The sequence below is a fragment of the Frondihabitans australicus genome, from assembly GCF_003634555.1.
Classification (GTDB): Bacteria; Actinomycetota; Actinomycetes; order Actinomycetales; family Microbacteriaceae; genus Frondihabitans; species Frondihabitans australicus.
Map to the genome: position 1 here is coordinate 3,163,417 of NZ_RBKS01000001.1, position 22,851 is coordinate 3,186,267.

Below are 22,851 nucleotides of genomic sequence, written 5' to 3' on the forward strand. Positions count from 1 at the left end.
ACCCTGACCCTGACGGGACACATCTGGCGAGAATTGCCCGGAAGTATGGGCACTTTCGTGCTCCGAAACAAAGCGTATTGAGCCTGTAACCCGCTAGAAACACCAGGTCGTATACAAAAGAGTGTCCCCGCGGTGCATACTGATCATGGCGATCGGGTGCGTCCGTCACACCTCTTTTTCCGCTGGAGTTACTCATGACTGCTGTAACCGGCTCCACCGCACCCACGGCCTCCCCCGCCGCGACGCCCCGCAACGGCGTCGCCACCGCTCTCGACTCGATCGGGTTCACGCGCGCTCAGTTCGCCGTTCTCATGCTGATTCTCGCCGGCGAGTTCTTCGACACTCTCGAGCAGAACTCGGTCGGCGCCATGGCGACCAACATCAAGGCGTCCCTGCAGATCGGCGACGTGCAGCTGACCACGATCAACACGGCCACCGTGATCGGTGGTCTTGTCGGCCGGTTCCTGGCCGGCTGGCTTGCGGACCGCTATGGCCGCCGCTTCTCGCTGAGCCTGAACCTGCTCGTGTACACGCTCGGCGGTCTGCTGAGCGCTCTCGCCTTCAACTACGACGTGCTGCTCGTGAGCCGCTTCATTGTCGGTGTCGGTGTCGGAGGCGAGTTCATGATCGGCATCGCGATGCTCTCGGAGATGGTCGCAACGAAGTTCCGCGGCGGCCTCATCGCCACGATCAACGTGGGAGCCGGCGGCATCGGCAACTTCATCTCGTACGGGCTGTTCCTGCTCCTGCTTGGCCCGTTGGCCGTGCCGCTCGGTGGCGACCACGTCGTGTGGCGGTGGACGTTCGTGCTCCTGGCTCTGCCAGCCCTGATTGTGGTCTTCTACCGTCGCCGGCTGCCCGAGACGCCCCGGTGGCTGCTCTCCAAGGGGCGCGTCGACGAGGCGAACCGCTCGCTGGCGATCCTGGCCTCGTCGTCGCTTCACCCGGCCACTGACGTGAAGTCGCCGATCGAACTCACCGAGGCGGACCTCCCGCCCGTGGCCCTGCATTCGTCGCCCGCCGCTGTCTTCCACAAAAGCGTCCTGCGCCGCACGATCTCGATCGGTATCGCCTCGTGGATGGCGTTCGGCGCCCAGGTCACCCTGAACTTCCTGATGCCAACGCTGCTCGTCGAGCGCGGCTACACCGTGTCCCAGAGCCTGCTGTACACGATGATCATGAACATCGGCTCGCTCCTCGGCTGCACCCTGGCCGCCCTCATCGCGAACAGCGTCGGGCGTCGTGTGACGGTGACGACTGCCGGGATCCTGGGCTGCCTCACCGCGCTCGCATTCGCCGGATTCGGCAACAGCACCGGCACGATCCTGGTGCTCGGCGCCCTGTTCCAGTTCTTCACCATGGTGACCAACACGACCCTGGCCGCCTGGACCGCCGAGGTCTACCCGACGGCGATCCGCGCCTCGGGTGCCTCGATCGTGAACGGAATCGGCAACATCGCCGGCGCGGTCATGCCGTACCTCGCCGTCGCCCTTTTCGGAGCGTTCGCCTTCGCCGGGGTCTTCGGCCTCGCGGCCGTGATGTACGCGATCCTCGTCATCGCCTCGCGGTTCGCCCCCGAGGCCCGCGGCCGCACCCTCGAGCAGGTCAACGAGAACGAGCTCACCACGGCCACCCACTGAACACCACGGCGGGGCCGGACACTCCGGCCCCGCCCGCACCACCGGGCTCCGGCCCGCACTCGACACGGAGGAACACATGGACACCCTGAAGATCTCGGCCACCGCCAACGGTCTCAACTACCTGCCCGAGTACGTGGCGACCGTCGGCAGCATCTTCACCGACCGCGGCCTCACCGTGACGGCCAAGGCCTGCGACCCGTGGACCGGCGTGCTCGACGACATCGAATCGGGTGAGGCCGACCTCGCCCTCGGCGGCCTCTGGGTTCCCGCTCTCTACGCAGGCGCACCCCGCAAACTCTCGGTCGTCGGGCAACTGAACCACGCGTTCCCGATGGCGATCGTGTCGCGCACCGAGACGTCCCCGATCACCCTCGACCAGCTCGCCGGCAAGGTCGTCCTCTCGCCCGGCGCCGGAGGCAGCGCCCCCTACGAATTCACCGCCGGCCTCATCCGTGAGGCCGGACTCAACCCTGCCGACACGTCGTGGATGCGTGACCTCTCGACGTCGATGATGATCGAGCTCTACAAGGCCGGCACCGGCGACGCAATCGTGCTCGACCTCGTCAGCGCGGGCGAGGTCGTCGCCGACGGCTTCGGCACCATCGTGTTCCGTCACCTGAGCGCCGGCCTCATGCCCAACAGCGTCTACTACACCGAGACGCACCGAGTCGCCGACCTCAGCGACCGCATCGAGCGGTTCATGGACGGTATCGCCGAAGCCATGGCCGCCATCAACACGGGCTCGGTCGACGCCGAGATCGACGCCGTGCTCGCCGAGCGTTGGCCGACGAAAGACCACGGCCTGCTGCGCGAAGTCATCGCCGAGATGATCGCCGGCGACGTGTGGGGCTCGGCGATCATTGACCGCGACGCGTCGGACCGCTGGATGCGGATCCTCACCGAGGTCGGCCTCACCACCCACCAGCCGTCGCTCGAAGAGCTCCTCGGCGAGCAGCCGGTCAGCGTCTCCGCGTGACCCTCGTCCTCGGCGCCGCCGACATCGCGCGCCTCCTCCCACAGGTCGACGTGGCCTCCGCCGTCGAGGCGATCCACCGCGACCTCGGCACCGGCGCCATGGAGCAACTCGCACCCGCCGCGCTGACCGGAGACGACGACGGCGTCTTCCTTCCGATGACGGCACGGTCGGATCGGCTCGGACTCGTTGCCGTGAAGCTCATGGCCGACATCCCCGCGAATGCGTCGCGAGGTCTGCCCAGCCAGCGCTCCACTCTCCTGGTCTCCTCGGTCGCGACGGGCGAATGCGTCGCCGTCCTCGACGGCGGCGGCATCACCCGCGCCAGGACCGCCGCCGCGTCTGTCGTGGCGACGACTCATCTCGCGAATCCCGGTGGGCGCACCCTCGGCCTCATCGGTGCAGGGAACCTCGCTATTGAGCACGTGCGCGCATTCGCGGCGACATCACCGTTCGACCGCGTCGTCGTCTGGTCGCGTTCGAGCGACACCGTCGACCGGTTCGTGCGGGAACTCGGCTCCCAGCAGCCCGCCGCCTGCGTCATCGCGTCGTCGCCGGAAGACGTCGCCCACGAGGCGGACGTGCTCTGCACCCTCACCCCCTCCGTCGATCCGATCGTCCTGGGCGAGTGGCTGCACGACGGCCAGCACGTCAACGCGGTCGGTGCCCGGCCCCGCGCTACACACCGCGAGCTCGACGGGGCCGCGATGGCTTGCGGCACGCTCGTCGTCGACAGCCGCCCCACGGCCTATTCGAAGTCCGGCGACCTCGTGCAGGCGATCGCCGACGGCGCCCTCGCCGCCGACGTCGCGTTGGCCGAACTGGGCGAAGTCGTCGCAGGCACAGCGGTCGGTCGCACGTCGTCCTCCGACATCACCGTCTTCGACTCCACAGGCATCGCGGCGCAGGATCTGGCAGTGGCCGCTGCCATCATCGAGCTCGCCCGCCAGGGTGGTCTCGGTGCCGAGCACCGCCTGTCGGCGGCCGACCTGCTGACCGGTGTCGAGCATCCTGCGTCATCGCTTCTCGGGACGATGTCGTCATGATCCGCATCGCCGTCGTCAACTGCAACACCACCGCGTCGATGACTGAGACCGCGGCAGCTCGAGCGCGCCTCGTCGTCGGCCCGGACGTCGAGATCGTGCCGGTCACGCCCGCCTGGGGTGTCGCGTCGGCCGAGGGCTGGTATGACAGCTTCCTCAGCGCCGCCGCGGTGCTCGAGACGCTCGAAGGGTTGGACGGGACGGTCGACGGCGTCGTCATGGCCGGGTTCGGCGAGCACGGTCGAGAGGGCGCCCGCGAGATCCTGTCGGTTCCGGTGGTCGACATCACCGAAGCAGCAGCCCACTTCGCCATGCCCCTCGGTCGTCGGTACGGTGTCGTCACGACCGTGCGGAGAGCCGTCGGCCAGATCGAGGACAGCCTCGCGACCGCTGGGCTCATCGATCGATGCGCGGCGATCATCGACACCGGACTCGGCGTGCTTGAGCTCGACGACGACCCTTACGCCACGGCGGAGGCCTTCGTCGCGGCCGGACAGCGCGCCATCGCCGCGGGAGCCGAGGTCATATGCCTCGGATGCGCCGGCATGGCGGGGCTCGAGGACCACGTCCGTGAACGGCTTCCTGTTCCCGTTGTCGACGGAGTGGCAGCAGCCGCCGCGATGGTCGAGGCCCTCATTCGCCAGCGGCTTACGACGAGCAAGATCGAATCGTTCGCGGCGCCCTTACCCAAGCAGCGCAGCTGGCCGACATACGCGTGAGAGCCGCCTGTCAGTGCACGACTGACCTCTGCAGCCACCGCGCCCAGCAGCCTAAGTCCACCGCCTGGCCATCACTTTTTAAATGCGCCTAAATGTCTGGTGGCGCCACAACAGGTTGTCCGACCTTGGTCCTGGTCTCGTGAAGGTACCCACTCGAAAGCAGCCTGAAATCACAAACTGCGGTGAATCGATCGGACCCTACATGCCTTCGTAAACTCCGCCTGCTCTCTGGGTCATCCGTTCCCGGTCGATGTAACGTATCACCGAAAAATCACACGCTGATACTGTGTGGAGTCCTGACGCTGCTGCTGGTCACCGCGCTCAGAGTCGCAACGACGCTACCCCTGGCAATGATCGCGCTTGTTGTTTTCGGTGGCCCGGCCGGCGTCGGCAGCGCATTACTGTTCGCACACCAGAGTCACAGCGGCACGGCTCAGCGGGCGGTATTCCCCACGCGCGCCATTGTCTCCTTCGCGTGGGTCGCTGGCCTACCGCCGGCAACCTTCCTCATCGATCTCTAGGGCGCTGGAGCGCTACTGCCGATGACCAGTGTGATCGCGGTGAGCAGCATTGCGCTGAGCGTCTAGCTCCGCCGCAACGGCCGCGACGCTGTCGCTGAGGTCCCGCCGTCGCACGACGCTGCGACGCCCACCCGGAAGCACTCGTGGGTCGTGGGCGTCATCGTCGGAGCCTTCGTGCTGCTGCAAGCGACGGACAACACGGTCGTCTCGGTGATGAGCCTCTACGTCACCGAACAGCTGCGCGTCGATATCGTTTGGGCAAAGATCGAGCTTGATACCGCGGCCCTGCTGGAGATCCCCCGACTGCTGATCGCTGCGCGCTGCCCGACCGGATTCGCACCGAATTCCAAGCGCATCTCTTCGCTCCCATAGGGGCCTGGACGAGGCCATTGCGCGTCGAATGTGACCGGCTCGCTCATGCCTCGGCCCCTGACTACAGCTGCAGCAACATCTCGCTGGGGCGTAATGACGAATCGGATACGAGTTCATCCGGCGCTTCCACGTTCACGTCTTTCCGCCAGACAAAAGTACTGGTCTGGAGGAGGGCGACTCTCTGGTCGGGTCCGCCAACTCGGTCCTGTACCAGCGTGCACGGATCGAGCACAACTAGTGGCCGAGTGTGAAGGGAGCCGTCTCCGGTCTCTAGCCATCGCAAGATCCGCCTACCGACGTAGCGATGGACACGTGAGAGGGTGAAGCAGTTTGAGACCGGAGGTGCCATGAATGCCGTAGAGGCGACCGCTTCGTTGCGCACTAGAGAGCGACTGCGGCTTCTAGTCAAGCGGGCTGGCAGTCAGCGTGCGGCGGCGCGATATCTCGGCGTAAGCGTTCGATCCCTTGGCAGGCTCGTCACAGGCGAGACGGCTGTGGGTCAGGACATGGCTGCCCGCCTCGAAGCCGTCAACTACGTCCTCGCAAGAGCCGAGCAGGTCTGGGCGCCGCAGGCCATCGAGGGATGGCTGTACGGCTGCAATAGCGTCCTCGACGGAGTCCGGCCAATCGACTTTGTGGGATCGGGACGGGTTCAAGAGATCGTGCAGGCACTCGAGGTCGCCCGGGCTTGAGCGATTAGTGCGGAGTGGGTGGCCGCCGCCGAATGATGCGGTAAGGGTTTTGCGAGTCTGCTTTCGTTATCAAGTCGTCCAAAGAGGCGAGCTTCTCCTGCGTGTCTTGCGGGATGTGAAAATGCCGGCTGGCGTCGTCGAATGTGAATCGAACGCGGGCCCCATCTCCACCTGGAATGGCGTTGATACTGTGCTCGAGGTCGGACTCAACCCGGATGACGGGCGTGTCTTCCGTGAGGATGAATTCTCGATAGGGTCCCCACCGCATCTGCACTCGGCCGTGGAGGACCTCAACAAATTCAACGCCCGCATGCTCATGCGGCAATTCGTCTGCTGCGTCTGGCTCCAGGTGGCAGTCCCAAGCCTGCACACCGCCGAACCGCGGGGTCCTCGATGTCCACGAGCGGCCCGGCTGGTCGTGGTATTCGGATACGAATCCTGGGCGAGGCTCCATATTTGCGTCGATCATGCGATCGAAGGATGCCCGGAATTTGAGGCGAATTGCCACCAGTGTTTTGACGGTCGGCTGCGTTGCGCCGGACTCGATTCTCCCGACGGTGGATCCGCTCAGACCAATCTGACGACCGAATTCTTCCTGACTGAGCTCCAACGACCACCGAAGCCAGGCGATCCGGTCGGCAATTGATCTCACGGTGGCCCAGTCGAGGTCGGAGCCCGGATCGAGGTTCCGGAAATTTGACGTCATAACCAGAAAATAGTGCTCGATCTTCGCTACTCCGGCAACATCGCGAGGCAGTTGCCCTGTGCATCTCGTGCAGACTTTCATCGTCATAGCCCGCATGGCGTGCATGAAATTAGCGATCCATGCGGGTTTGCGAAATCCGACTTCGATACTGGACAGATGACCCGATCGCCGAGCCGAAACCTGAGATGGGTCGTTCAGACGGCGGTTCCTAAGCCTGCTCCTGCCACCAGTGGAACGCGAGGGGCACCGATGAAATCTGCCTGCATGCCGGTCGCAGACAGTTGGCTGGAGAGAACAAGTCCAGACGGCGCGTCAGCTAAGGGGCGCCGACGGCGGGACATTGCAGACGCTCAAAAGGCTCTGCAACCGCGTACGGCGCGAGTGCCATCGAATGGTGAGCCGTTCTCACCGCGGGCCCGATCAGGTATCGTCGGTTTCAGGCGCGCCAAATCTCGGTCGACGTTGACCGGACCTGCCGCTCCCGACGCACTCTGCCTGCCAGGGCACAAGAATCCGCACGGTGTGAACTGTGTCGGATCCTTTCACGTGCCCTGGGCTCATGCAAGAACCGTTCCGACGCTCGCCGCGACGAACGGACCTAACGTATGACTGCGCCCCTTCCTCGGAGCCCCGGCCGACCTCCTCGTGTCATCCCCGATGAAGAACTCGCCACACGAATTCTGGAGGACCTTCGATCGACAGACGAGCGCCTACGCGAGATGGCGAAGGAACGAGTCGAGTTAGCCCTGAAGGCGAGCGAAGCAGGAGTGCCGGCTAATCGAATAGGACTCGTCGTCGGTGTCAGCGCAGCCACGATTGGGAATTGGGTGCGAGCCGCCCGCGAAATACGCAACCAGAAGTCGAATTAGAGAAAATATTTACCCTTAGCTCGATTTACTTAATTCAGGCGAAGCCCTAGAGTCGGCCCATGGCGACTCGTTTCCCAGACCTCGTAGAAAGCCCTTTGCCGGACCCGAAGGCGACGCCTGCGAGTGCCCTTGGGGGGCGCGCGCCTATCGGGATCCCGCCGCGCAACAAGAAGCCCTTCACATTCCCGCTGGTACCCATCGCCGACTTACGTCGGGAGCCGTGGGTTCAGTTCCGACCCTCGAAAAACGTCATTCGCACGCTGCCGTTGGCGGAGTTGCTGGCCGATGATTTGCGGGGTGCCTTTCCGGCCCGTGAGCCGAAGAATCACAAAGATCGCCTATCGACGTCAGGCGCGTACTGGTCGGCGACGGCGAAGGATCTGGTGTTCTACGAGTCCCTGATCGAGCGGGAGACCATCCTGCTGTCCGATTTCGACCCTGACGTTGTTGAGCTGATTGCCCAGCCCTTCCGCCTTCTTGGGATCTTTGACGGCAGGAGAAGAATTCACACGCCGGACTACGCGCAGATCACCATCGCCGGTGGCATCCGGGTAAAGAACTGCAAACCGTTCGACAAGGTCTCCGAAGCGAAGAACGTGGCTCTGCACGGCTGGGTGGATAGCTTGCTCGGGCAGGCGGGGATCTCGCACGAGGTGGTCGTTGAGATGCCCTCCAACCGGGCCCGGAACATGTCGTCGATAGCGCATCTGCGTAATGACCGTTGGATCCGGGGGCTGCCCCTCGACGCCGTCGTCGACGCGTGTCGCGGGCCAATGAGGGTCGCCGAATTAGTGGCCTCCTGCTCCTCGGTGATGACCACGGCAACTGCCCTCGCGTGCCTCAGGGCGCTGCTATGGCGTAGAGCGATTGAGGCCGACCTCGACGACCTTTTGTCGATGCAGTCTGTCGTTTGGCCCGCGCGTGCCTAAACGGGGTCTGGGCATTGTGACCGAGGTGCCGGCTTACATCGTCGGCAAGGGGTCGGAAGTCGTCCACGACGGCAAGCAGTGGCGCGTCCGTGATTTCGAAAATGGGTTGGCCACATTGGTGCGGCGCGGAAGCGATCCGGTTCGTGTCGATCTCTCGGAGTTGGTGCTGGAGCAGCCGCAAGAACTCCGTACGGCGTCGGCGCGGATGATGAAGTACACGCAGACGTTCAAAACGTACGAGCAGCTGGGCGAGGCAACGAGGGAGAACGCGGAGTCCCGGTCTCTCGAGGTCCTCGAGGTCTTGACCGGCTACAAGTCGGGGTCGCCGACCAGTGCATTGGCACACGAGCCCAGGCCCGAGTACGACACGTCGACCACAACGCTGACGGAACGGCAAGGGGCCAAGGCTGCGGAACTCGGAGTGGCTGCGCGGACGGTTCGTTGGTGGTGTGACAACTACCGGCGCGGTGGCGAGGTGGGTCTTGCTCACCAGAAGCTCCTCGGCGCCCGCAAAACCTTCCATTCGATCGACCCTAGAATTCCGGCGAAAATGCAGGCGATCATCGATCGGGCGGTTAAGGGCACCCGTCCCGTGGCGGGCAAGGTCATCGAGGCGGTCCTGGAAGATATCCCCGAGGAGCTCCACCCGTCTCAAGCGACGATGTACCGGCTGTACAAGCGGCTTCAGTCGGGGACCGGTCTGCAGGGCGCCATCGCCAAGACTCGCGCCAGTATGAACGCTCGCCCCACCGTGGAGAAGACCCTGCGGGTGGTGACTCGGCCGGGCGAGATCGTGCAGCTGGATACGACCGTGTTGGACATGTTCTGCGTCGATCCCGACGGCGGCGAGCCCTACCGGCCGGAGCTGACGGTCGCCATCGACCAGTTCACGCGGTGCATCCTCGCGACGATCATCGCCAAGACGACGTCCGCTGAACACGTGCTGTCTCTCGTCGGCCAGATCATCAATCCGCAGCCGATCGATCCGGACATGGATCACAAGCCGGTCTGGCCGTATCACGGGATCCCGTTCCAGATCGAGTACACGGCACACACCGATGCAGACGTCGCCGCTGACGACGTGGACCCCGCGGAGATGGACTTCGGTCCGATCGTGGTGATCGACACGATCGTCATCGACAACGGGAAGATCTACACCGGGAAGGAGCTCAAACGCCTCGCCGCGACCGTCGGCTTCAGCCTGGAACCCACAGCACCCGGGTGCGGATTCACCAAGGGCCACATCGAACGGTTCTTCGGCACCGGCTCCCGCGGTGCCCTATCCCGCATGCGCGGCTACACGGGCGGCGGCCTGGAATCCACCCTCGGGGATCCCGCCAAGGATGCGTACTACACGCCGGCGGAGGTCCTCGACTACCTGCGCTTGTGGGTGGCGACGGATTACCACGTGGCGCCCCAGCGGGACCTCGTTGCTCCGGGGACCGAGTTCCGGGAGCGGTCGCCGCTCGAGATGTACCAGATCGGGTTGGAGACCAGCGGCTTCGTCCGTGCACCTATCGACGTCGACCTGCATCTGCACGTCCTACCCGCAGAGTCCCGGAAGATCACGCATGACGTCATCCGGATCAATAACCGCAAATACTCCGGCCCTAGCCTGAAACAGTTCCGCAACCGGCAAAGCACCCTGCCCGGAGGCAAATGGCTCGTGCACTGGGACCCGGCCGACCTCGATGTCGTCTACGTGCAGGACGACAACCACCACTTCCATGAGGTGCAATGCACGGAGAAGACGAAAGCGGGCGCGGGCATGCCTATGAGCGACGTCGTGCGCAGACTGGTCGATGAGCAGCGTCGGAAGACGAAGAAGCTCGCCGCCAATAGGAAAAATGCCCGCAAGGCCTTGTCGAAGTTCAACCAGTTCTCCGACCACGTCGAATACCCCCACGACGCCGAGCGAACCCTCGCTAAATCGAAGGCTCGACCGGCAGACCTCAAGGCCGCCGCCGCCATTCAGCAGGCCGCCGGGGAAGCCGCAATCACCACGACACAGATCGTGTTCGCCGCAGCCAGTTCGGACGAGTTGCCTTCGTTCCTGCAGCATTTGAGTGCGTTCCCCTCGGGTAACGGGGGATCGCATGACTGTGGGTGATTACGAGTCGCCCCGGATTGTGGACCATCGCCGACACAGTGGATGGTCGAAGCTCGCAGGTTCGACCCGGCGCGAACCGGACCAACTCACGCGCACGGAATACGACGCTCTGTCCGCTAGTGACCGCGCGAACTACGACCTTGAACGGTCCGACTGGCACGCCAAGCTTCCTTTCGTCCACACCTCTCAGGCTGCGGGGATTCTCGCAGCTATGAACGATCTTCTGGTCACGAATCGGCAATCCGCAGACGACGTCAAGCAGGCGATTCTCCTGGATGGTCGCGCGGGGCAAGGTAAGAGCGCAATCCTGAAGACTTTCCTCTACGACCGCTACCGCCAGTATGCGGGCCTGCACGCTGCGGAACCTGTGCGCGGCAGCAGGCGGATCGACGTCGTGCACGTCTCGATGCGTTCCGCCACGAACGAACTCGGTTGCGCCACAAGGATTCGCGACTTTTTCGAGCTCCCGCCCCGAGGCCGTACCGAACGGGAAATTACCAATCAGGTCATTGACGCTGTCTACGAATGCGGCGTCAAAGTCTTCGCCATCGACGAACTCCACTTCATGGGCCGGTCCCGCATCGCCGGATCACGCATGAGCAACTACCTTAAGGACCTCCTCAACACGACACCGTGCACGTTCTTCTTTGCTGGCAATAATGTCCGCGACAGCGAGGTCTTCACCACGCCCGGCGGCATGGATCCCGCCGCGGAACAATTTCTTAGCCTCATGCAGGTCCACGAAATGCGGTCCTTTCTCGCCGACGACGAATCCGACGAATGGGTGAAAACACTCATGTCGCTCGAACAGAACCTGCGCCTTCTCGACCAGCAACGGGGCGATCTTTTTTGGCACTGCGCCGACATCGTCTGGGCCATGACCGCCGGGCGGTGGCGCAGTCTCGCATTCCTGATCAACAGTGCCTGCAGTAAAGCCATCCGGACGGGCACTGAACGGCTCACCCCCGAACTCATCGGCAGTCTGAAGATCGATGCCCTCGCCGAACCTACGGCACGGAAATACCTCCCGACACTCGGCACCGGTGCCTGGACGACCCGCCCAAAGGGAGCCTGACCCGTGCTGCATCTCCCGATCGTGGTCTGGCCCGAACCCGGAGAGTCCTTCCAGAGCTGGATTCGGCGGTATGCGTTCAAGCTGCGGGTGAGCCCGCTGGATCTTTACCGTGCCTTCGACCTGGACGATAGGGAGATCAGCTTCCTGACCGAATCCCACGGCTACGGGCTCGACGACACCGTCGTGGCACGCATCTGCGAGTCAACTGGAATCGATCCAGACACCATGCACGCTACGACGTTCGACCGGTACGAGCACCTGCCCGAGTTCGAGTTCGACGAGACGAAACGTCTTCGGCGGCTCCGGAATTGGGTGAAGGGCTCTCATACGAGGTTCTGTGTCGAATGCCTCCGCGAGTCGGGCGGGGTGTTCCTCGTGGAGTGGCAGACGAGCTGGACGTTTGCATGTGTCCGCCACAACGTCGTCCTGACCGACTGGTGCCCGGAGTGTCAGGGCCCGGTACCTGTCTCGGCACCTGTCAGCTCCGTGGCACCGGATCCACTCATGTGCCAGCGACGGCTACCGTCGGACGGGGACTTCCGGCGGCAGAAGTGCGCAGCGAATCTCGCTGACGCATTCGTCGAGAAGCTGCCCGAAACGCATCCTCTTATCGACGCCCAGATTTTTGTCACAGCTCTATTCGATCAATCGGACACTCCAGCCGCGGGCATCAACCTCGCGGACCTCAAGGCCCTGTGTGTGGGTCTTTTGAAGCTGCGTCGTCGGGCTGCTCTCGAGCTGAAGGCGCGCCTTCCTCCCGGTGCTCTGGCTGGCCTCGAACCGGAACGGGTGCGTGACAGCTCGGCCGCTCCCGAGGACGCGCTGTTCTTCGGTGCCCTCGTCGTTTCCGCAAAAGCGCTCATGATGGGCAACAGCTCGATTCTGCATAACCGTCTGCGAGAAATCGCGTACGGGTCGATCGGGACAGTGAACAGCGAAGCAGGGTTCTGGTGGAAGGACGGCCCGTCGACGATCATCAGCCGATTCGGCGGCACCGTTCTCACGCGCCGGCGGCTTGCCCACGCGATCGATAAAGACCTCACCCCGCGGCAACGCATTTGGTACGGAAGCGCCCTTCCGCCCAATAACCTCCCCCTGCCAGCGGCGAGCAAGCTCCCCGAGACCCTCTGGCCGGAGTGGGTCTATGCCCTCGACCCTGGCGGGCGTCACACGCGTGAAGCCGTCCGTATGACTCTCGACGCCACTATCAACCTGTACGGTGAGCACGACCGCTGCGACTCGGAAGCTCGATCGGGCGTGCATCCGCGCCGCCCATCGACGAACGCGAAGTACCTCATGAACGGCGTTCTGAAATCGAATGCCGATGGTGAGGGCGATTTCATCGAAGCAGTCGCGCGTCTGATCGCTTTCTCCCACGAACACCCGCCGCTCACCTCATTCAGCCCCAGGCTCGACGTCCTGCGGCTTCTGGGCTCGGGGTTCCTGCCTGACAAACACTGGCATGCCCTCCGGGAAAGCATCCTCATGCCACGAAACAGCGTCCAGGCGAGTGACGTCCGCGCCTACGCATTCGAACGACTCACCGGCGTCCCCGTCCGAACACGAGGACCGTACAGCGACACGGGGTGGCCTGCAATCCGTGAGGGCACGGAGACCCGCTTCGCTCTAGAGATGACGCAGCAACTGCAAGAAGCGATCGATCAGTACCTGGCCATCGTCCTGGACGAAGCACGCCTCGACGGCCCGGTCCGGGATGTTGCCCCTCTATCGCTCCTACCCCCGCGACTGCTCCCCCGCGGAACGATCGGTGCCTTGGACTTGGGCGAGTTTCATACGTTGCTCGTATCGGGAGAACGAACGCTCACCACTCTCGCCAGAGCTGCCGGCATCAACCCACGCGACGTCCCGATTGTGGCCGCCACCCGGCCACCGGGGCATCCCAAGTATCGGTGGATCGAAATCGACTGGAACAAGCTCCGACGCGAGGTCCGCAGTGAGATGACACACCTACGTACCCTGGGGATGCCGGCATGACGTGCGCACTCGGTCGACCAGACATTCCGAGCAGGGAAGTCCGGCAGTGATCGTCAGCGATCGTCCCCGTCCCGACGAGCGACGTGTCGTTGTGGCGGGCGACTGGCATGGCAGCATCCGTTGGATCCAGACCCTGCTGCCGCGCATCCGCCGCCTCGCCCCGGACGTGAAAACAATTCTCCAGCTCGGCGATTTTGGCTACTGGCTCGCTGGCGAGCGGCCAGGCAAGGGGTATCTCGCGGCCGTCGACTTCTGGGCCAAGCAAGCAGGCATCGAGCGCATCTGGGTCACCCCCGGGAACCACGAAGACTGGGGACGGCTCTCTCAGCTCTTTGCGGACCGGCCGGGAGAGCCGGTGCCGATTACAGACCGCACGCTGGCTCTGCCCCGCGGGTACCGATTCACCCTGGGCGGTCGCACGTTCATGTCCTTTGGCGGGGCAGCCTCCTACGACACACACCACCGCACGGAAGGTGTCGACTGGTGGCCGACGGAGCTCGCGACGCAAGAGGAAACCGTCGCGGCCGCGTCGGGACCGAGAGTCGAGGTGCTCTTGACTCACGAAACCGTCACGTCCCCGAGCCCCCAGGTCGTCGCGGAAATGATCAACAACCGGGCCTGGGCGCCGGAGGACGCTCAAGCCCGATCCGCGCTGTCACGTCGCCGGGTCACGCAGGTCTACGACTACCACCAGCCCCGGCTTTTGCTGCACGGGCACATGCACACTCCCGATGTCATGACGCTCCCGGACGGCCGGCAGGTGTGGTCGCTCGGGATGGACCGGCAGGACCGCAACATCGGGATGCTCGACCTCGACACCCTCACATTCGATTGGCTCCTCGAATGACGACGTCCGACGTCCCCCTGGATGAAGACGCCGCAGAACCGGCGACAACCGTCGCGCCGGGCTCCACAGGAACCGTAGAGCCGTCGTGGTCGACTGCGCTGGTGATGGGCGGGGTCCTGCTCGTGACGACGGAGAACGGATCCCGGTACGAGCTCGACTTCGACCGGCTCTGCGTCACCCGTTATCCCGATCTCGAAACCTGGCCGGGTGCGCGGCTGCGTCGCGACGAAGACGAACTCACCCTTCGCGGCCTCCAAGCGATCATCGTCGGGTACCCCATGAGGCTCCTCCTGGAGATACGAGAAGACGGCGTCCCGACCGTGCGTCAGACAGGCCACGTCACGTCGATCGAATGGCTGACATGACCATCGAGCGACCATCTATCCCGCCGGCACGGACCCAGCCCGTCACCGACACGGCTCTCTTCCTCGACGTCGACGGCGTCTTCTGCCCCCTCCACAGCCTCGAGACCGACCCAGCCTGGGGTCCGACAACCATCATCGACGATCCAGGATTCGGGGAACTCGCCATCTCCCTCGACATGGCCGCCGCCCTCGTCGCAGCACCCGTCGAGCTCATGTGGTGCACCGACTGGCAAGACATCGCCAACATGGCATTCGCCTCCTATCTCGGGCAGTCGCTCCCGCACCTCACCCGACCCCGGGAACGAGAAGATGAATGGTGGAAACTCGACGCCGTCCGCAAATACCTTCGCGAGAACCCGCACATTCGCCGTGTCGTGTGGATCGACGACCACCTGTCCGCCATCGATGAAGACGACGACGACTGGGTACCCCGAAGTGCGCAAGTCACCCGGGAACTTGAGGCAAGGGGTATCCGCGCACTCCTCATTGCGCCACTCAAAACCATCGGATTCACGAAAGCCGACTGGAACGTTGTGCTCGGTTGGCTGCGGCTGTAGCCGCACCGAATATCGACGGTGATGACTCCAGCAGGCCTGCTCCCGTCGTTCTGGACGACTGCCACTCCTACGAAAAAAGACTGATGCCCGGAGGAGTCAGAAGCGGCGGGTGGTCACCGGCGAACGAAGTGCTTAGCCGCACGCTGCGCCCGGATGCGAGGGCCGGCCATTCGCATCTGAGCGAACTGTTCGCTGACGCCGTATTCCCGGGCGACGCGTTCGTTGGTCCACCCCCGGTAGGCCGCTTGCGTGGCGGCCTCGGTCGTGACGAGCAGTTCGCCGGAGATGAACTTCGCCTCCTTCTCCTGCGTCGCGTTGAACTGGCGTTGGTGGTCCTCGCCGAGGATGACGTGGTCGAAGGGGTGCTCGAGAAGGTGGTGACCGATTTCGTGGGCAATGCTCGAGCGTCGCCGGACGGGTGCGTGAGAATCGTTTTCGAGAATGATCCTCGAGGTACCGGCGGGGATGAGTGCCGCCGACCAGAGCGCGGAACCGTCAGTCGTGAAGTACTTTGCGGCGGCGCCCGCGTTGACGGCGAACGATGTCAGCTCGTACACCGGGATGCCGTGTTGGTCGCAGAGGTCATACGGGTCAAGGCGATCGAACGGGCCGAGGCCGAGATCGGCCCGCTCTTCGTTCGCAATGATGCGCATGGACTTCTGCGTGTGCTTCATGCTCAGCTTTCGTGTCGTTCCGCCCGGAATCTTTGGACTGCGGCGCCGATGAGTTGCTCGAGGTGTTGGACGTCGCGATCCTCGAGGTCGCGTCGCGCACGTAGAAGTGGTGCCAGCTGGGCGACGAGAGCCGGTTCGTCGTTCTCGGCAGCACTGGTCGTCGGTCTGTAGAAGTCCTCGGCGGACATCCTCAGCCACGAGGTCATGGCCGCGAAGGCCGACAGATCGGGTCGGAGTCCGTTGGCCATCCGAGAGATGGTCGAGGGGCTGACGTTGAGTTCTTTGGCCAGTTGACGCCAGGACCAATCGCGTTCGGCACGTGCCGCGTCGAGGGCGGCGTGTAACGCCTTGACATCTACTACGGGTGCTGATTCCGGCATGATCTCCTCCAACTGCTCGAAACGTCGAGCGGTAGTGCTATTGTAGTCCTGCTCGATATTTCGAGCAGTGCGTGCATTTCGCATCGCAATCTCGATCGCTCGAAGGGTCCGGACATGGCAAAGAACACCGGTAAGGGTTTCCGCGAAGGAGCGGTGAAAGGCCGCAGCGAATTCCAGCGTGGGAACACGTGGTTCAAACGCGACACCGCGACGGGTCGGATCATGGACGGCTCGGCGCGGCAGCACAAGGGCGTGAGGAACGAGACGAAGACGACGCCGAAGAGCAAGTAACGATCGAGACGGTTCCGCGTCCGCGGGACGCGGCTCGACTCGAATTACTCCGCAGCACAGGAAGGTGAAGATCATGACGACATGGCCACGCAACCGGTACACCGGCTCGGGAGGGGGTCTGTACACGGGCACCGGTGGAGGCCTCTACACAGGGCCCGGCGGCGGCGCATATACCGGTCCCGGCGGCGGCTCCTACACGGGCCCCGGCGGCGGCGCGTACACCGGGCCGGGCGGCGGCCTTTATGCGGGGCCGGGCGGCGGCCTCTACACGGGCCCGGGCGGCGGGCTATACACCGGTCCCGGAGGAGGCCTATACACCGGTCCCGGCGGCGGCCTCTACACAGGCCCGAGCGGAGGGTTGTACACCGGCGCCGACCCGAAACCGTATCGGTCGAATCAGCCGCCCATGCGCTACTTAATCCCGCTCCTGCGACGAACGGGAAGGGCGCGGATTGCCGACCTCCTCGCGCGTGCACATCACCTCGACCTGTGACTCGGAGAGCCGAAGGCGGTCATGACGATGTTCTCAGGCACACGAGAAAGCATCCGGGCCGTGTCGACCTAGCGATTAGCAGATGGCGCAGCCGACGGCCCTTGCATGCGACCGCGGACCCCTTGTGTCTGGTGTCGTCCTGGGCTGGTTCGTGCCTTGCCGATGCCGGCCTGCGCTGGCAATGTCGCATGGTCCCCGTAACTTATCTCGAGCGGACCTCAAGAAGGACGCTACGGTTGCAACGCGGCGCTGTGTCTGGGATTGAGGAGATGGCGTGAGCCAAACGTTCAGGGAAGCCGTTCGTAGCAACAGCGTCATTGTGATCGCCGGGGCTGGAATTAGCGCCAATGCGACAGGCGGTGCCGGAACCGCTACGTGGCGGGGGCTCCTCATGGAGGGGATCGAACGCCTCGAAGATCTGAGGGGGCAGCGGTGGGCGAACCTGCAACGGCAGACGCTCGAGTTGGCGTTTGACGACAACGACATGGCGTTGCTTCTCAGTGTCGCGCAAAGCGTGTCCGCTGCCATACGCCAGCTTGGCGACGCGGCGTTCGCCACCTGGCTGTCGGAGACCGTAGGACAGCTCAGAGTGAGCAACGCGCGTGTGATCCAGGCGCTCGAATCTCTTCCTTTCCCTCTCCTCACCACAAATTACGACACACTACTGGACGGGGATCGCGGAACAGCGGTGTGGACTCATCCGACGGACGTACAGGCGGCATTAACCGGACAGACGCGACGAGTCGTTCATCTGCATGGCGTCTGGGAGGAACCGGATTCAGTGGTGTTGACCGCTGTCGACTACGACCGACTGCTTCAGAGTGATGTCGCGCAGTCTCTGCAACGCGCGGCGTCGAGCCTCCACTCTCTCGTGTACGTCGGATTCGGCGCCGGGCTCGACGATCCGAACTTTTCCGAGCTGATTAAGTGGCACTCGTCCGCATTCAAGCCGTCTTCGGTGCCGCATTTCGTCCTCTGCCGGGCGGAGGACGAAAGGGCCCTCGCTGCGACGCACACGAGAACGCACATCATCCCGGTCGTCTACGGCGACACCTACGATGACCTGCCTGCTTTCTTGGAACAGATGCAACCATTGGACGATTCAGTCGTCCTCTCGCCAGCCGGCATCGTGCAGGACTTGGTGGGCGAAGCCCAGAGCGCCTTCGAACGGCGCCTCGTCGCGGATTCAGTCATTGCCGAAAGTCGACAAGACGTGGAATCCATCGCCTTGGCTGACGCCGTCCTCCCTCCGGTCCTCCTGCCTGTCCCGTACGCCGAGCATCTGCGCGCCCGCAAATCACGACCCGGCGATCCCAGCACGGAGCGCATTGATCCCTCGGAGGTGGCGCATGGGCACGACGTTATTCTTATCGTCGGCGATGAGAACAGCGGACTGTCGACGACCATCGACTGGATCGCTCTCGAAGCGGCCCGATTCCTTGGGGGCGCGGTTCCTCTCCACATCTCCTTCAGGGCATGTCAGCCTTCCGGTCATCCCCTTCGCGATCAGCTCGTCCACGAGGCGCGCAGTCGAGGATTCACCCGCAGCAACGATTCGGCCCTCCCTCCCTACGTCCTCGCGTTGGACGACTTCTCCGCGTCCGTCCCTCGCGTCTCCGAGCGGGTCATCCGAGACCTCGTGGCCTCAGAAGCGCTCTGCGCAGTCATCGGCTGCGCAGCTGGCGCCGAAGATGAAGTCATCGAACGCCTGCGAACTGCAGGAATTACCGCCTCTGTGGGTTACATCGGACGCCTCTCCTCGCGCGACGTGCGCACTATGGCCGACATGTCCGCCGTCGCAGATCCCGAGAAACTCACTGCGACGGTTCTCGGTGTCATTCAAGCTGAAAACCTTCCAAGGACGCCCTACACGATCGCCCTCCTCATCACGGTCCTTGCTAGGTCCGGAGTCATCTCGCCGCAGACGTCCCAGACATCCATCCTCGACGACTACGTCGGCATGCTCCTCGGGCGAGGAGACCCCCACGAGGACGCGAGAGTCGGCCTCGACCAGAACGGGCGAGAGGCCGTCCTCGCGCAACTTGCCCAGGAATTCGTTCAGCGTCGAGTCGGAGGCCTTCTCGAAATAGAAGTCCTCGAACACATGCAAGCGGCGTTCGACAGGATGACCTGGAAAGAGCGGCCCACGGATGTCCTTCGCAACCTCATCAAGCGCGGGCTACTTCGGTGGGACGGTCGTCATGTCTCCTTCGCGCGTAGTAGCTTTCTGCACCTTTTCGCCGCCAAGCGAGCCGCCATGGACGCAGAGTTCAAAGCCACCCTCCTAGCCGACCCGCTTTTCTTCGCATCCGCCTTGGCTCACTATGCCGCCCTAATCCGCTATGACGCATCATTAGTGATGAGTCTCATGCCCCTCCTGACTGATCGACAGTGGGAGCCCGGTTCCGGTGGCGTTTTCGAAGAACTACCAATTTCCGAACCCGAATTCCGGGACGAGGTCATGCTTGAGCACGACGCGGCGCTTGACCTGCGCAGCCCCTCGCCGGAGACCCACGAGATCGAGAATGCCTTCTTCGATCGGACGGACGACCAGGACAGGCCGCCGTTCCCCATCACTACCGATGAACAGCTCTCGCCCGTGTCGACTCTCTTTCGGACGGTCGACCTCGTCTCGAAAGCCCTTCGTGACTCGGACCAAGTCGAAGGCCATGACCTGAAGCGGTCTGCACTGATGACTGTGCTGGACCACTGGGGCTACCTACTGAGCCTCATGAGTTCGGATCCCACATTCCGTGACTTCGTCCGTCAAGTCATTGACGAATCTCTGACGGAAAAGGATCGAGCGAATCTTGACACCGATGATGCCGTCGAGGAATGGAGCAAGATCTTCGCGGCCTCCGGCACTGCTGGCGGAATCGCAGTCACACTCGCCTCGCGCCGTCTCAGCGCGCCCCTCGAAGTAGCTATCGATGACGGATGCTCCGATTGGACCGAACACCGCGCCCTCGCCGGCGCGTTCTTCCTTTATGCGCTTCAGGAAGATGGGTGGGTAGGTCGGATGCGGGTGCTTCTCGAGGGTCGAGGCAACCTCTGGGTGGTTGCCCGATTCTTGCTCTACCTGTGCCTCGGAGCGTTCTTCGATGACCGAGTCGCTAATCAGGACTCTGACGCACTCCTGCAGCTTTGCCTCGACCTCTCGCAGCGTGGCACCAACTACAAGACGAAGGACGAAAGGATCAGCCATCGCGAACAACTGAGGCGGAAATACTTGAACGATCGACTGCGCGCGAGGGCAGAGAGGAAGGATCGTCAAGCACCAGCTATCGCAAACTAGGAGTCGATGTCGCATAAAGGGCATCTGACGCGCCGACTAATTGTCGGTGAGATTGATCGGCCCTTCGCATTCCAGTCCGGTCTGGATCGACGTCCTAGAGTCTGCGACCAGCGATGGTGCTGGCCTTCTCGCCGCAGTCCTGCCGCCACATTTTCACCACGTTGCCGACGAGGCCGTGCGGATTCTTGCCGGCCTAGCCAGGTTCGACCCGTAGTGACGGTCGCCAGCATTAAGCTCGGGCCATGACCTTGACCTCGAGTTCCGACCAGAAGGCGGCCTGGCCCAATGCCGATGTCAAGCACGGCGATGCCTACGACCTCCTCCCGCTGCTTGAACCCGAGTCCATTGACTTGCTGATCACGTCTCCGCCTTACTGGGGTCTTCGCAGTTACGGCTTGGAGCACGATGAAGGCATTCTTTCGAAGTGGGCCGCGTGTGGCGAGGACGAGGACGATGCACCTCCCTATGCGTGGTATCGAGACAACGGCGGCGTACTCGGTCTTGAACCGCGGCCAGAATGGTTCGTCTCGCACCTCGTCGAGATCTTCCAGCGTGGGGCGCATGCTCTGAAGCCCGGGGGGAACGTTTGGATCAACATCGGGGACACGTACTTCGCCAGGTGGTCGAGCATCCGCAACGACGGCCGGCAGGGCCTCGGCGGGAACCCCAGAGGACGCCGGCGTGCTCCTATGGGAGGCTTCCGGCAAGAAAAGCAGCTTTTGATGATTCCGGCGCGCTTTGCGATCGCCATGCAGGACAAGAAATGGATTCTGCGCAACGACGTGATCTGGCACAAGCCAAATGTTCCGCCCCGACCCGAGAAAGACAGGCTCCGCCTTTCTCATGAGCACTTCTTTCACTTCGTAAAGAAGCCTTCGAGCGGGCGAGCCAAGTATTTCTACGACCTCAGCCAGGTCGAGGACGGCGCGAGGGATGTAGTCACGACCAATGTTCGGGCCGGACAAGATGGTCACTCAGCTACGTTTCCGCGCGACCTGATTACGCCGCGTATTCTCAGCTCGTCGCCGATAGGAGGAACGGTTCTGGATCCATTCTGTGGCACGGGACGATCGCTCGCTGTGTCAGTTGAGAACGGTCGGCATGCAATCGGGTTTGATCTAAATCAGAGCTTTGCTGACGTAGCTAGCGGTATTCCGTCTGCAGGGCCCGAGCTTGCCTGAGCAGAAGCGCCTAGCCGGCAACATCCTCGCGGAATGGTTTGGCCACCGCATCTACCCGAACGCTTCCGACACGAAATATAGCCAGCAGGATCAGGACCTGCAGACCTGCCCGTTCCTGTCCGACCTCACTGGAGCTCGGTGCACGTGTGTAAAGAGTGACCGAGCGCACGGAGGCTCCTCGAACGGCGTGTCCCGCGGAGTGTGCACGATCAGCAGTACGAGTAATGGTCTTCGCCAGGATTGGCTCGTCTGCCCTTTCCGCGCGCTCGATACGAACCTGCTTGAAGACGCAGCGCGACGACTCTTCCATGTGCCGGAATCGACCGAATTAGTACTGGTGCCAGTTCCCAACCTCGCCGAGCCAGACACGCTTGAGTCATTCAAAGCGGCACTGTCGGGCGGAGCGGTTGGAGTCGCGTACTTTCAGAGCAAGCTGGGCGGCGAGATCAGTGTTGGGGCGACGCCTCGATCCCCCGAATTGAACTTCGACGCCACTATGGTCCTCATGAACCTGGAGGCAGGACGACTCATCGCCTCCTCGTATGCCATTTTTGAGATCCAGACAATGGATTTCCACGGGACATACAAGAAGGCGGTGGAAAATCTTTCAGCCGCAAACCATCTGCACAAAAACGACTTCGCGTCCACGCTCATGGCGCACCCGGAATGGCTTTCGGAGGGAGTTGAAGGTCCTAACATTTCCAATGCGTTCAAGCGAACCTTCTATCAGATGATGTTTAAGTTCCAAATTGGTGCCCACGGTCAATCCGCTGGTTGTGTTCTCGCGATTCCGGAGGCTGTCTGGGACAGTTGGCAACGTTTTCTCGGCAAGCCGGACTTGACGCCAATGGCAGACGGAACCTTCCGACTGCTGGGATCGCCATCGAATGAACCCGTTCCTGCATGGATCTATGTCTTCGATCTCGACCCGGAGTCGGGAAGCACCCCTGATCCTGTTCGTCTGAAGAAAGTGATCGGGACGACTGCCGCTGCTCTTTCGCACTTCGCTCTCGATGTGGCCCCGGAGGCCGCTCTAGCTGCGGGCGGAAATGTGGACCGCTTGATGGACACGATCAGGGGCCGACTCGGCCGTTTCGTGCCGGAACTGAACGAGGCGTAGTCGA

Annotated in this window: 20 protein-coding genes; 17 read left to right on the top strand and 3 right to left on the bottom strand. The window is 63.1% G+C overall.

The annotated features are described in order from the left end of the window. Positions 1-194: 194 nt before the first annotated feature. The 6 genes from C8E83_RS15020 (at position 195) to C8E83_RS20040 (ending at position 5,960) form a co-directional block, all read left to right on the top strand. Complete coding sequence (locus C8E83_RS15020) at positions 195-1,640, top strand: MFS transporter (RefSeq protein ID WP_245981702.1); 1,446 nt, start codon at positions 195-197, stop codon at positions 1,638-1,640. 76 nt (positions 1,641-1,716) lie between these two features. Continuing rightward, entirely contained in the window at positions 1,717-2,616 is a 900-nt protein-coding gene (locus C8E83_RS15025) for an ABC transporter substrate-binding protein (protein WP_121370706.1), read from the top strand. After that, on the top strand, positions 2,613-3,659 hold the full coding sequence (locus C8E83_RS15030; protein ID WP_121370708.1) for an ornithine cyclodeaminase family protein: 1,047 nt from the start codon (positions 2,613-2,615) through the stop codon (positions 3,657-3,659). Before C8E83_RS15025 ends, C8E83_RS15030 begins: the two co-directional genes overlap by 4 nt. Beyond that, the gene (locus C8E83_RS15035; protein ID WP_342768933.1) at positions 3,656-4,375 is read left to right on the top strand and encodes an aspartate/glutamate racemase family protein; all 720 of its coding nucleotides are present in this window, start codon (positions 3,656-3,658) and stop codon (positions 4,373-4,375) included. The genes C8E83_RS15030 and C8E83_RS15035 overlap by 4 nt, the downstream gene beginning before the upstream one ends. Before the next feature lie 671 nt (positions 4,376-5,046). After that, complete coding sequence (locus tag C8E83_RS15040) at positions 5,047-5,268, top strand: hypothetical protein (protein ID WP_121370709.1); 222 nt, start codon at positions 5,047-5,049, stop codon at positions 5,266-5,268. Positions 5,269-5,615: 347 nt separating this feature from the next. Continuing rightward, a complete protein-coding gene (locus C8E83_RS20040; protein ID WP_121370711.1) occupies positions 5,616-5,960 on the top strand; it encodes a helix-turn-helix domain-containing protein in 345 nt (114 codons plus the stop codon). 4 nt (positions 5,961-5,964) lie between these two features. Here C8E83_RS20040 and C8E83_RS15050 read toward each other — a convergent pair whose 3' ends face one another. Continuing rightward, positions 5,965-6,753, bottom strand: coding sequence for a helix-turn-helix domain-containing protein (locus tag C8E83_RS15050; RefSeq protein WP_170159954.1), 789 nt, complete (start codon positions 6,751-6,753; stop codon positions 5,965-5,967). Positions 6,754-7,594: 841 nt separating this feature from the next. Between C8E83_RS15050 and C8E83_RS15055 the strand changes: the two genes are divergently transcribed. Genes C8E83_RS15055 through C8E83_RS15085 form a run of 7 tightly spaced genes read left to right on the top strand, consistent with a single transcriptional unit; the run spans position 7,595 to position 15,413 of the window. Beyond that, on the top strand, positions 7,595-8,464 hold the full coding sequence (locus C8E83_RS15055; protein WP_121370714.1) for a TnsA-like heteromeric transposase endonuclease subunit: 870 nt from the start codon (positions 7,595-7,597) through the stop codon (positions 8,462-8,464). Between the two features lie 16 nt (positions 8,465-8,480). Then, the gene (locus C8E83_RS15060; RefSeq protein ID WP_147430200.1) at positions 8,481-10,574 is read left to right on the top strand and encodes a Mu transposase C-terminal domain-containing protein; all 2,094 of its coding nucleotides are present in this window, start codon (positions 8,481-8,483) and stop codon (positions 10,572-10,574) included. Next, positions 10,561-11,649: a TniB family NTP-binding protein gene (locus tag C8E83_RS15065; RefSeq protein ID WP_121370718.1), complete on the top strand. Its 1,089-nt coding sequence runs from the start codon at positions 10,561-10,563 to the stop codon at positions 11,647-11,649. Before C8E83_RS15060 ends, C8E83_RS15065 begins: the two co-directional genes overlap by 14 nt. A gap of 3 nt (positions 11,650-11,652) precedes the next feature. After that, entirely contained in the window at positions 11,653-13,644 is a 1,992-nt protein-coding gene (locus tag C8E83_RS15070) for a TniQ family protein (RefSeq protein ID WP_121370720.1), read from the top strand. Between the two features lie 46 nt (positions 13,645-13,690). Then, positions 13,691-14,491: a metallophosphoesterase family protein gene (locus C8E83_RS15075; protein WP_170159955.1), complete on the top strand. Its 801-nt coding sequence runs from the start codon at positions 13,691-13,693 to the stop codon at positions 14,489-14,491. Beyond that, positions 14,488-14,856 (top strand): hypothetical protein, encoded by a 369-nt coding sequence (locus C8E83_RS15080; protein ID WP_147430201.1) that lies wholly within the window; start codon positions 14,488-14,490, stop codon positions 14,854-14,856. The genes C8E83_RS15075 and C8E83_RS15080 overlap by 4 nt, the downstream gene beginning before the upstream one ends. Further along, positions 14,853-15,413 carry an HAD domain-containing protein gene (locus C8E83_RS15085; RefSeq protein WP_147430202.1) on the top strand — a complete coding sequence of 187 codons (561 nt, stop codon included), beginning with the start codon at positions 14,853-14,855 and terminating at the stop codon, positions 15,411-15,413. The genes C8E83_RS15080 and C8E83_RS15085 overlap by 4 nt, the downstream gene beginning before the upstream one ends. A gap of 113 nt (positions 15,414-15,526) precedes the next feature. Here the strand turns inward: C8E83_RS15085 and C8E83_RS15090 are convergent, their stop codons facing one another. After that, positions 15,527-16,087 carry an ImmA/IrrE family metallo-endopeptidase gene (locus C8E83_RS15090; RefSeq protein WP_211331710.1) on the bottom strand — a complete coding sequence of 187 codons (561 nt, stop codon included), beginning with the start codon at positions 16,085-16,087 and terminating at the stop codon, positions 15,527-15,529. Between the two features lie 2 nt (positions 16,088-16,089). Further along, positions 16,090-16,551 (bottom strand): helix-turn-helix domain-containing protein, encoded by a 462-nt coding sequence (locus C8E83_RS15095; protein ID WP_245981705.1) that lies wholly within the window; start codon positions 16,549-16,551, stop codon positions 16,090-16,092. A 30-nt stretch (positions 16,552-16,581) separates the two neighbouring features. On the opposite strand from C8E83_RS15095, the gene C8E83_RS19585 reads away from it, so the two are divergent. The 4 genes from C8E83_RS19585 (at position 16,582) to C8E83_RS15115 (ending at position 22,847) form a co-directional block, all read left to right on the top strand. Beyond that, positions 16,582-16,758: a hypothetical protein gene (locus C8E83_RS19585; protein WP_170159956.1), complete on the top strand. Its 177-nt coding sequence runs from the start codon at positions 16,582-16,584 to the stop codon at positions 16,756-16,758. Positions 16,759-17,525: 767 nt separating this feature from the next. Next, positions 17,526-20,546 carry an SIR2 family NAD-dependent protein deacylase gene (locus C8E83_RS15105; RefSeq protein ID WP_147430203.1) on the top strand — a complete coding sequence of 1,007 codons (3,021 nt, stop codon included), beginning with the start codon at positions 17,526-17,528 and terminating at the stop codon, positions 20,544-20,546. 242 nt (positions 20,547-20,788) lie between these two features. Further along, positions 20,789-21,727 (top strand): DNA-methyltransferase, encoded by a 939-nt coding sequence (locus tag C8E83_RS15110; protein WP_121370729.1) that lies wholly within the window; start codon positions 20,789-20,791, stop codon positions 21,725-21,727. Then, entirely contained in the window at positions 21,720-22,847 is a 1,128-nt protein-coding gene (locus C8E83_RS15115; protein ID WP_170159957.1) for a PDDEXK family nuclease, read from the top strand. The genes C8E83_RS15110 and C8E83_RS15115 overlap by 8 nt, the downstream gene beginning before the upstream one ends. The last annotated feature ends 4 nt before the right edge of the window (positions 22,848-22,851 follow it).

What these genes read in the sequence shown, in the direction of transcription:
- C8E83_RS15110 (WP_121370729.1), top strand. Translation starts at nt 20,789, where the DNA reads ATGACCTTGACCTCGAGTTCCGACCAGAAGGCGGCCTGGCCCAATGCC.
- C8E83_RS20040 (WP_121370711.1), top strand. Translation starts at nt 5,616, where the DNA reads ATGAATGCCGTAGAGGCGACCGCTTCGTTGCGCACTAGAGAGCGACTG.
- C8E83_RS15090 (WP_211331710.1), bottom strand. Translation starts at nt 16,087, where the DNA reads ATGAAGCACACGCAGAAGTCCATGCGCATCATTGCGAACGAAGAGCGG.
- C8E83_RS15020 (WP_245981702.1), top strand. Translation starts at nt 195, where the DNA reads ATGACTGCTGTAACCGGCTCCACCGCACCCACGGCCTCCCCCGCCGCG.
- C8E83_RS15065 (WP_121370718.1), top strand. Translation starts at nt 10,561, where the DNA reads ATGACTGTGGGTGATTACGAGTCGCCCCGGATTGTGGACCATCGCCGA.
- C8E83_RS15055 (WP_121370714.1), top strand. Translation starts at nt 7,595, where the DNA reads ATGGCGACTCGTTTCCCAGACCTCGTAGAAAGCCCTTTGCCGGACCCG.
- C8E83_RS15085 (WP_147430202.1), top strand. Translation starts at nt 14,853, where the DNA reads ATGACCATCGAGCGACCATCTATCCCGCCGGCACGGACCCAGCCCGTC.
- C8E83_RS15095 (WP_245981705.1), bottom strand. Translation starts at nt 16,551, where the DNA reads ATGCGAAATGCACGCACTGCTCGAAATATCGAGCAGGACTACAATAGC.
- C8E83_RS15035 (WP_342768933.1), top strand. Translation starts at nt 3,656, where the DNA reads ATGATCCGCATCGCCGTCGTCAACTGCAACACCACCGCGTCGATGACT.
- C8E83_RS15080 (WP_147430201.1), top strand. Translation starts at nt 14,488, where the DNA reads ATGACGACGTCCGACGTCCCCCTGGATGAAGACGCCGCAGAACCGGCG.
- C8E83_RS15050 (WP_170159954.1), bottom strand. Translation starts at nt 6,753, where the DNA reads ATGACGATGAAAGTCTGCACGAGATGCACAGGGCAACTGCCTCGCGAT.
- C8E83_RS15025 (WP_121370706.1), top strand. Translation starts at nt 1,717, where the DNA reads ATGGACACCCTGAAGATCTCGGCCACCGCCAACGGTCTCAACTACCTG.
- C8E83_RS19585 (WP_170159956.1), top strand. Translation starts at nt 16,582, where the DNA reads ATGGCAAAGAACACCGGTAAGGGTTTCCGCGAAGGAGCGGTGAAAGGC.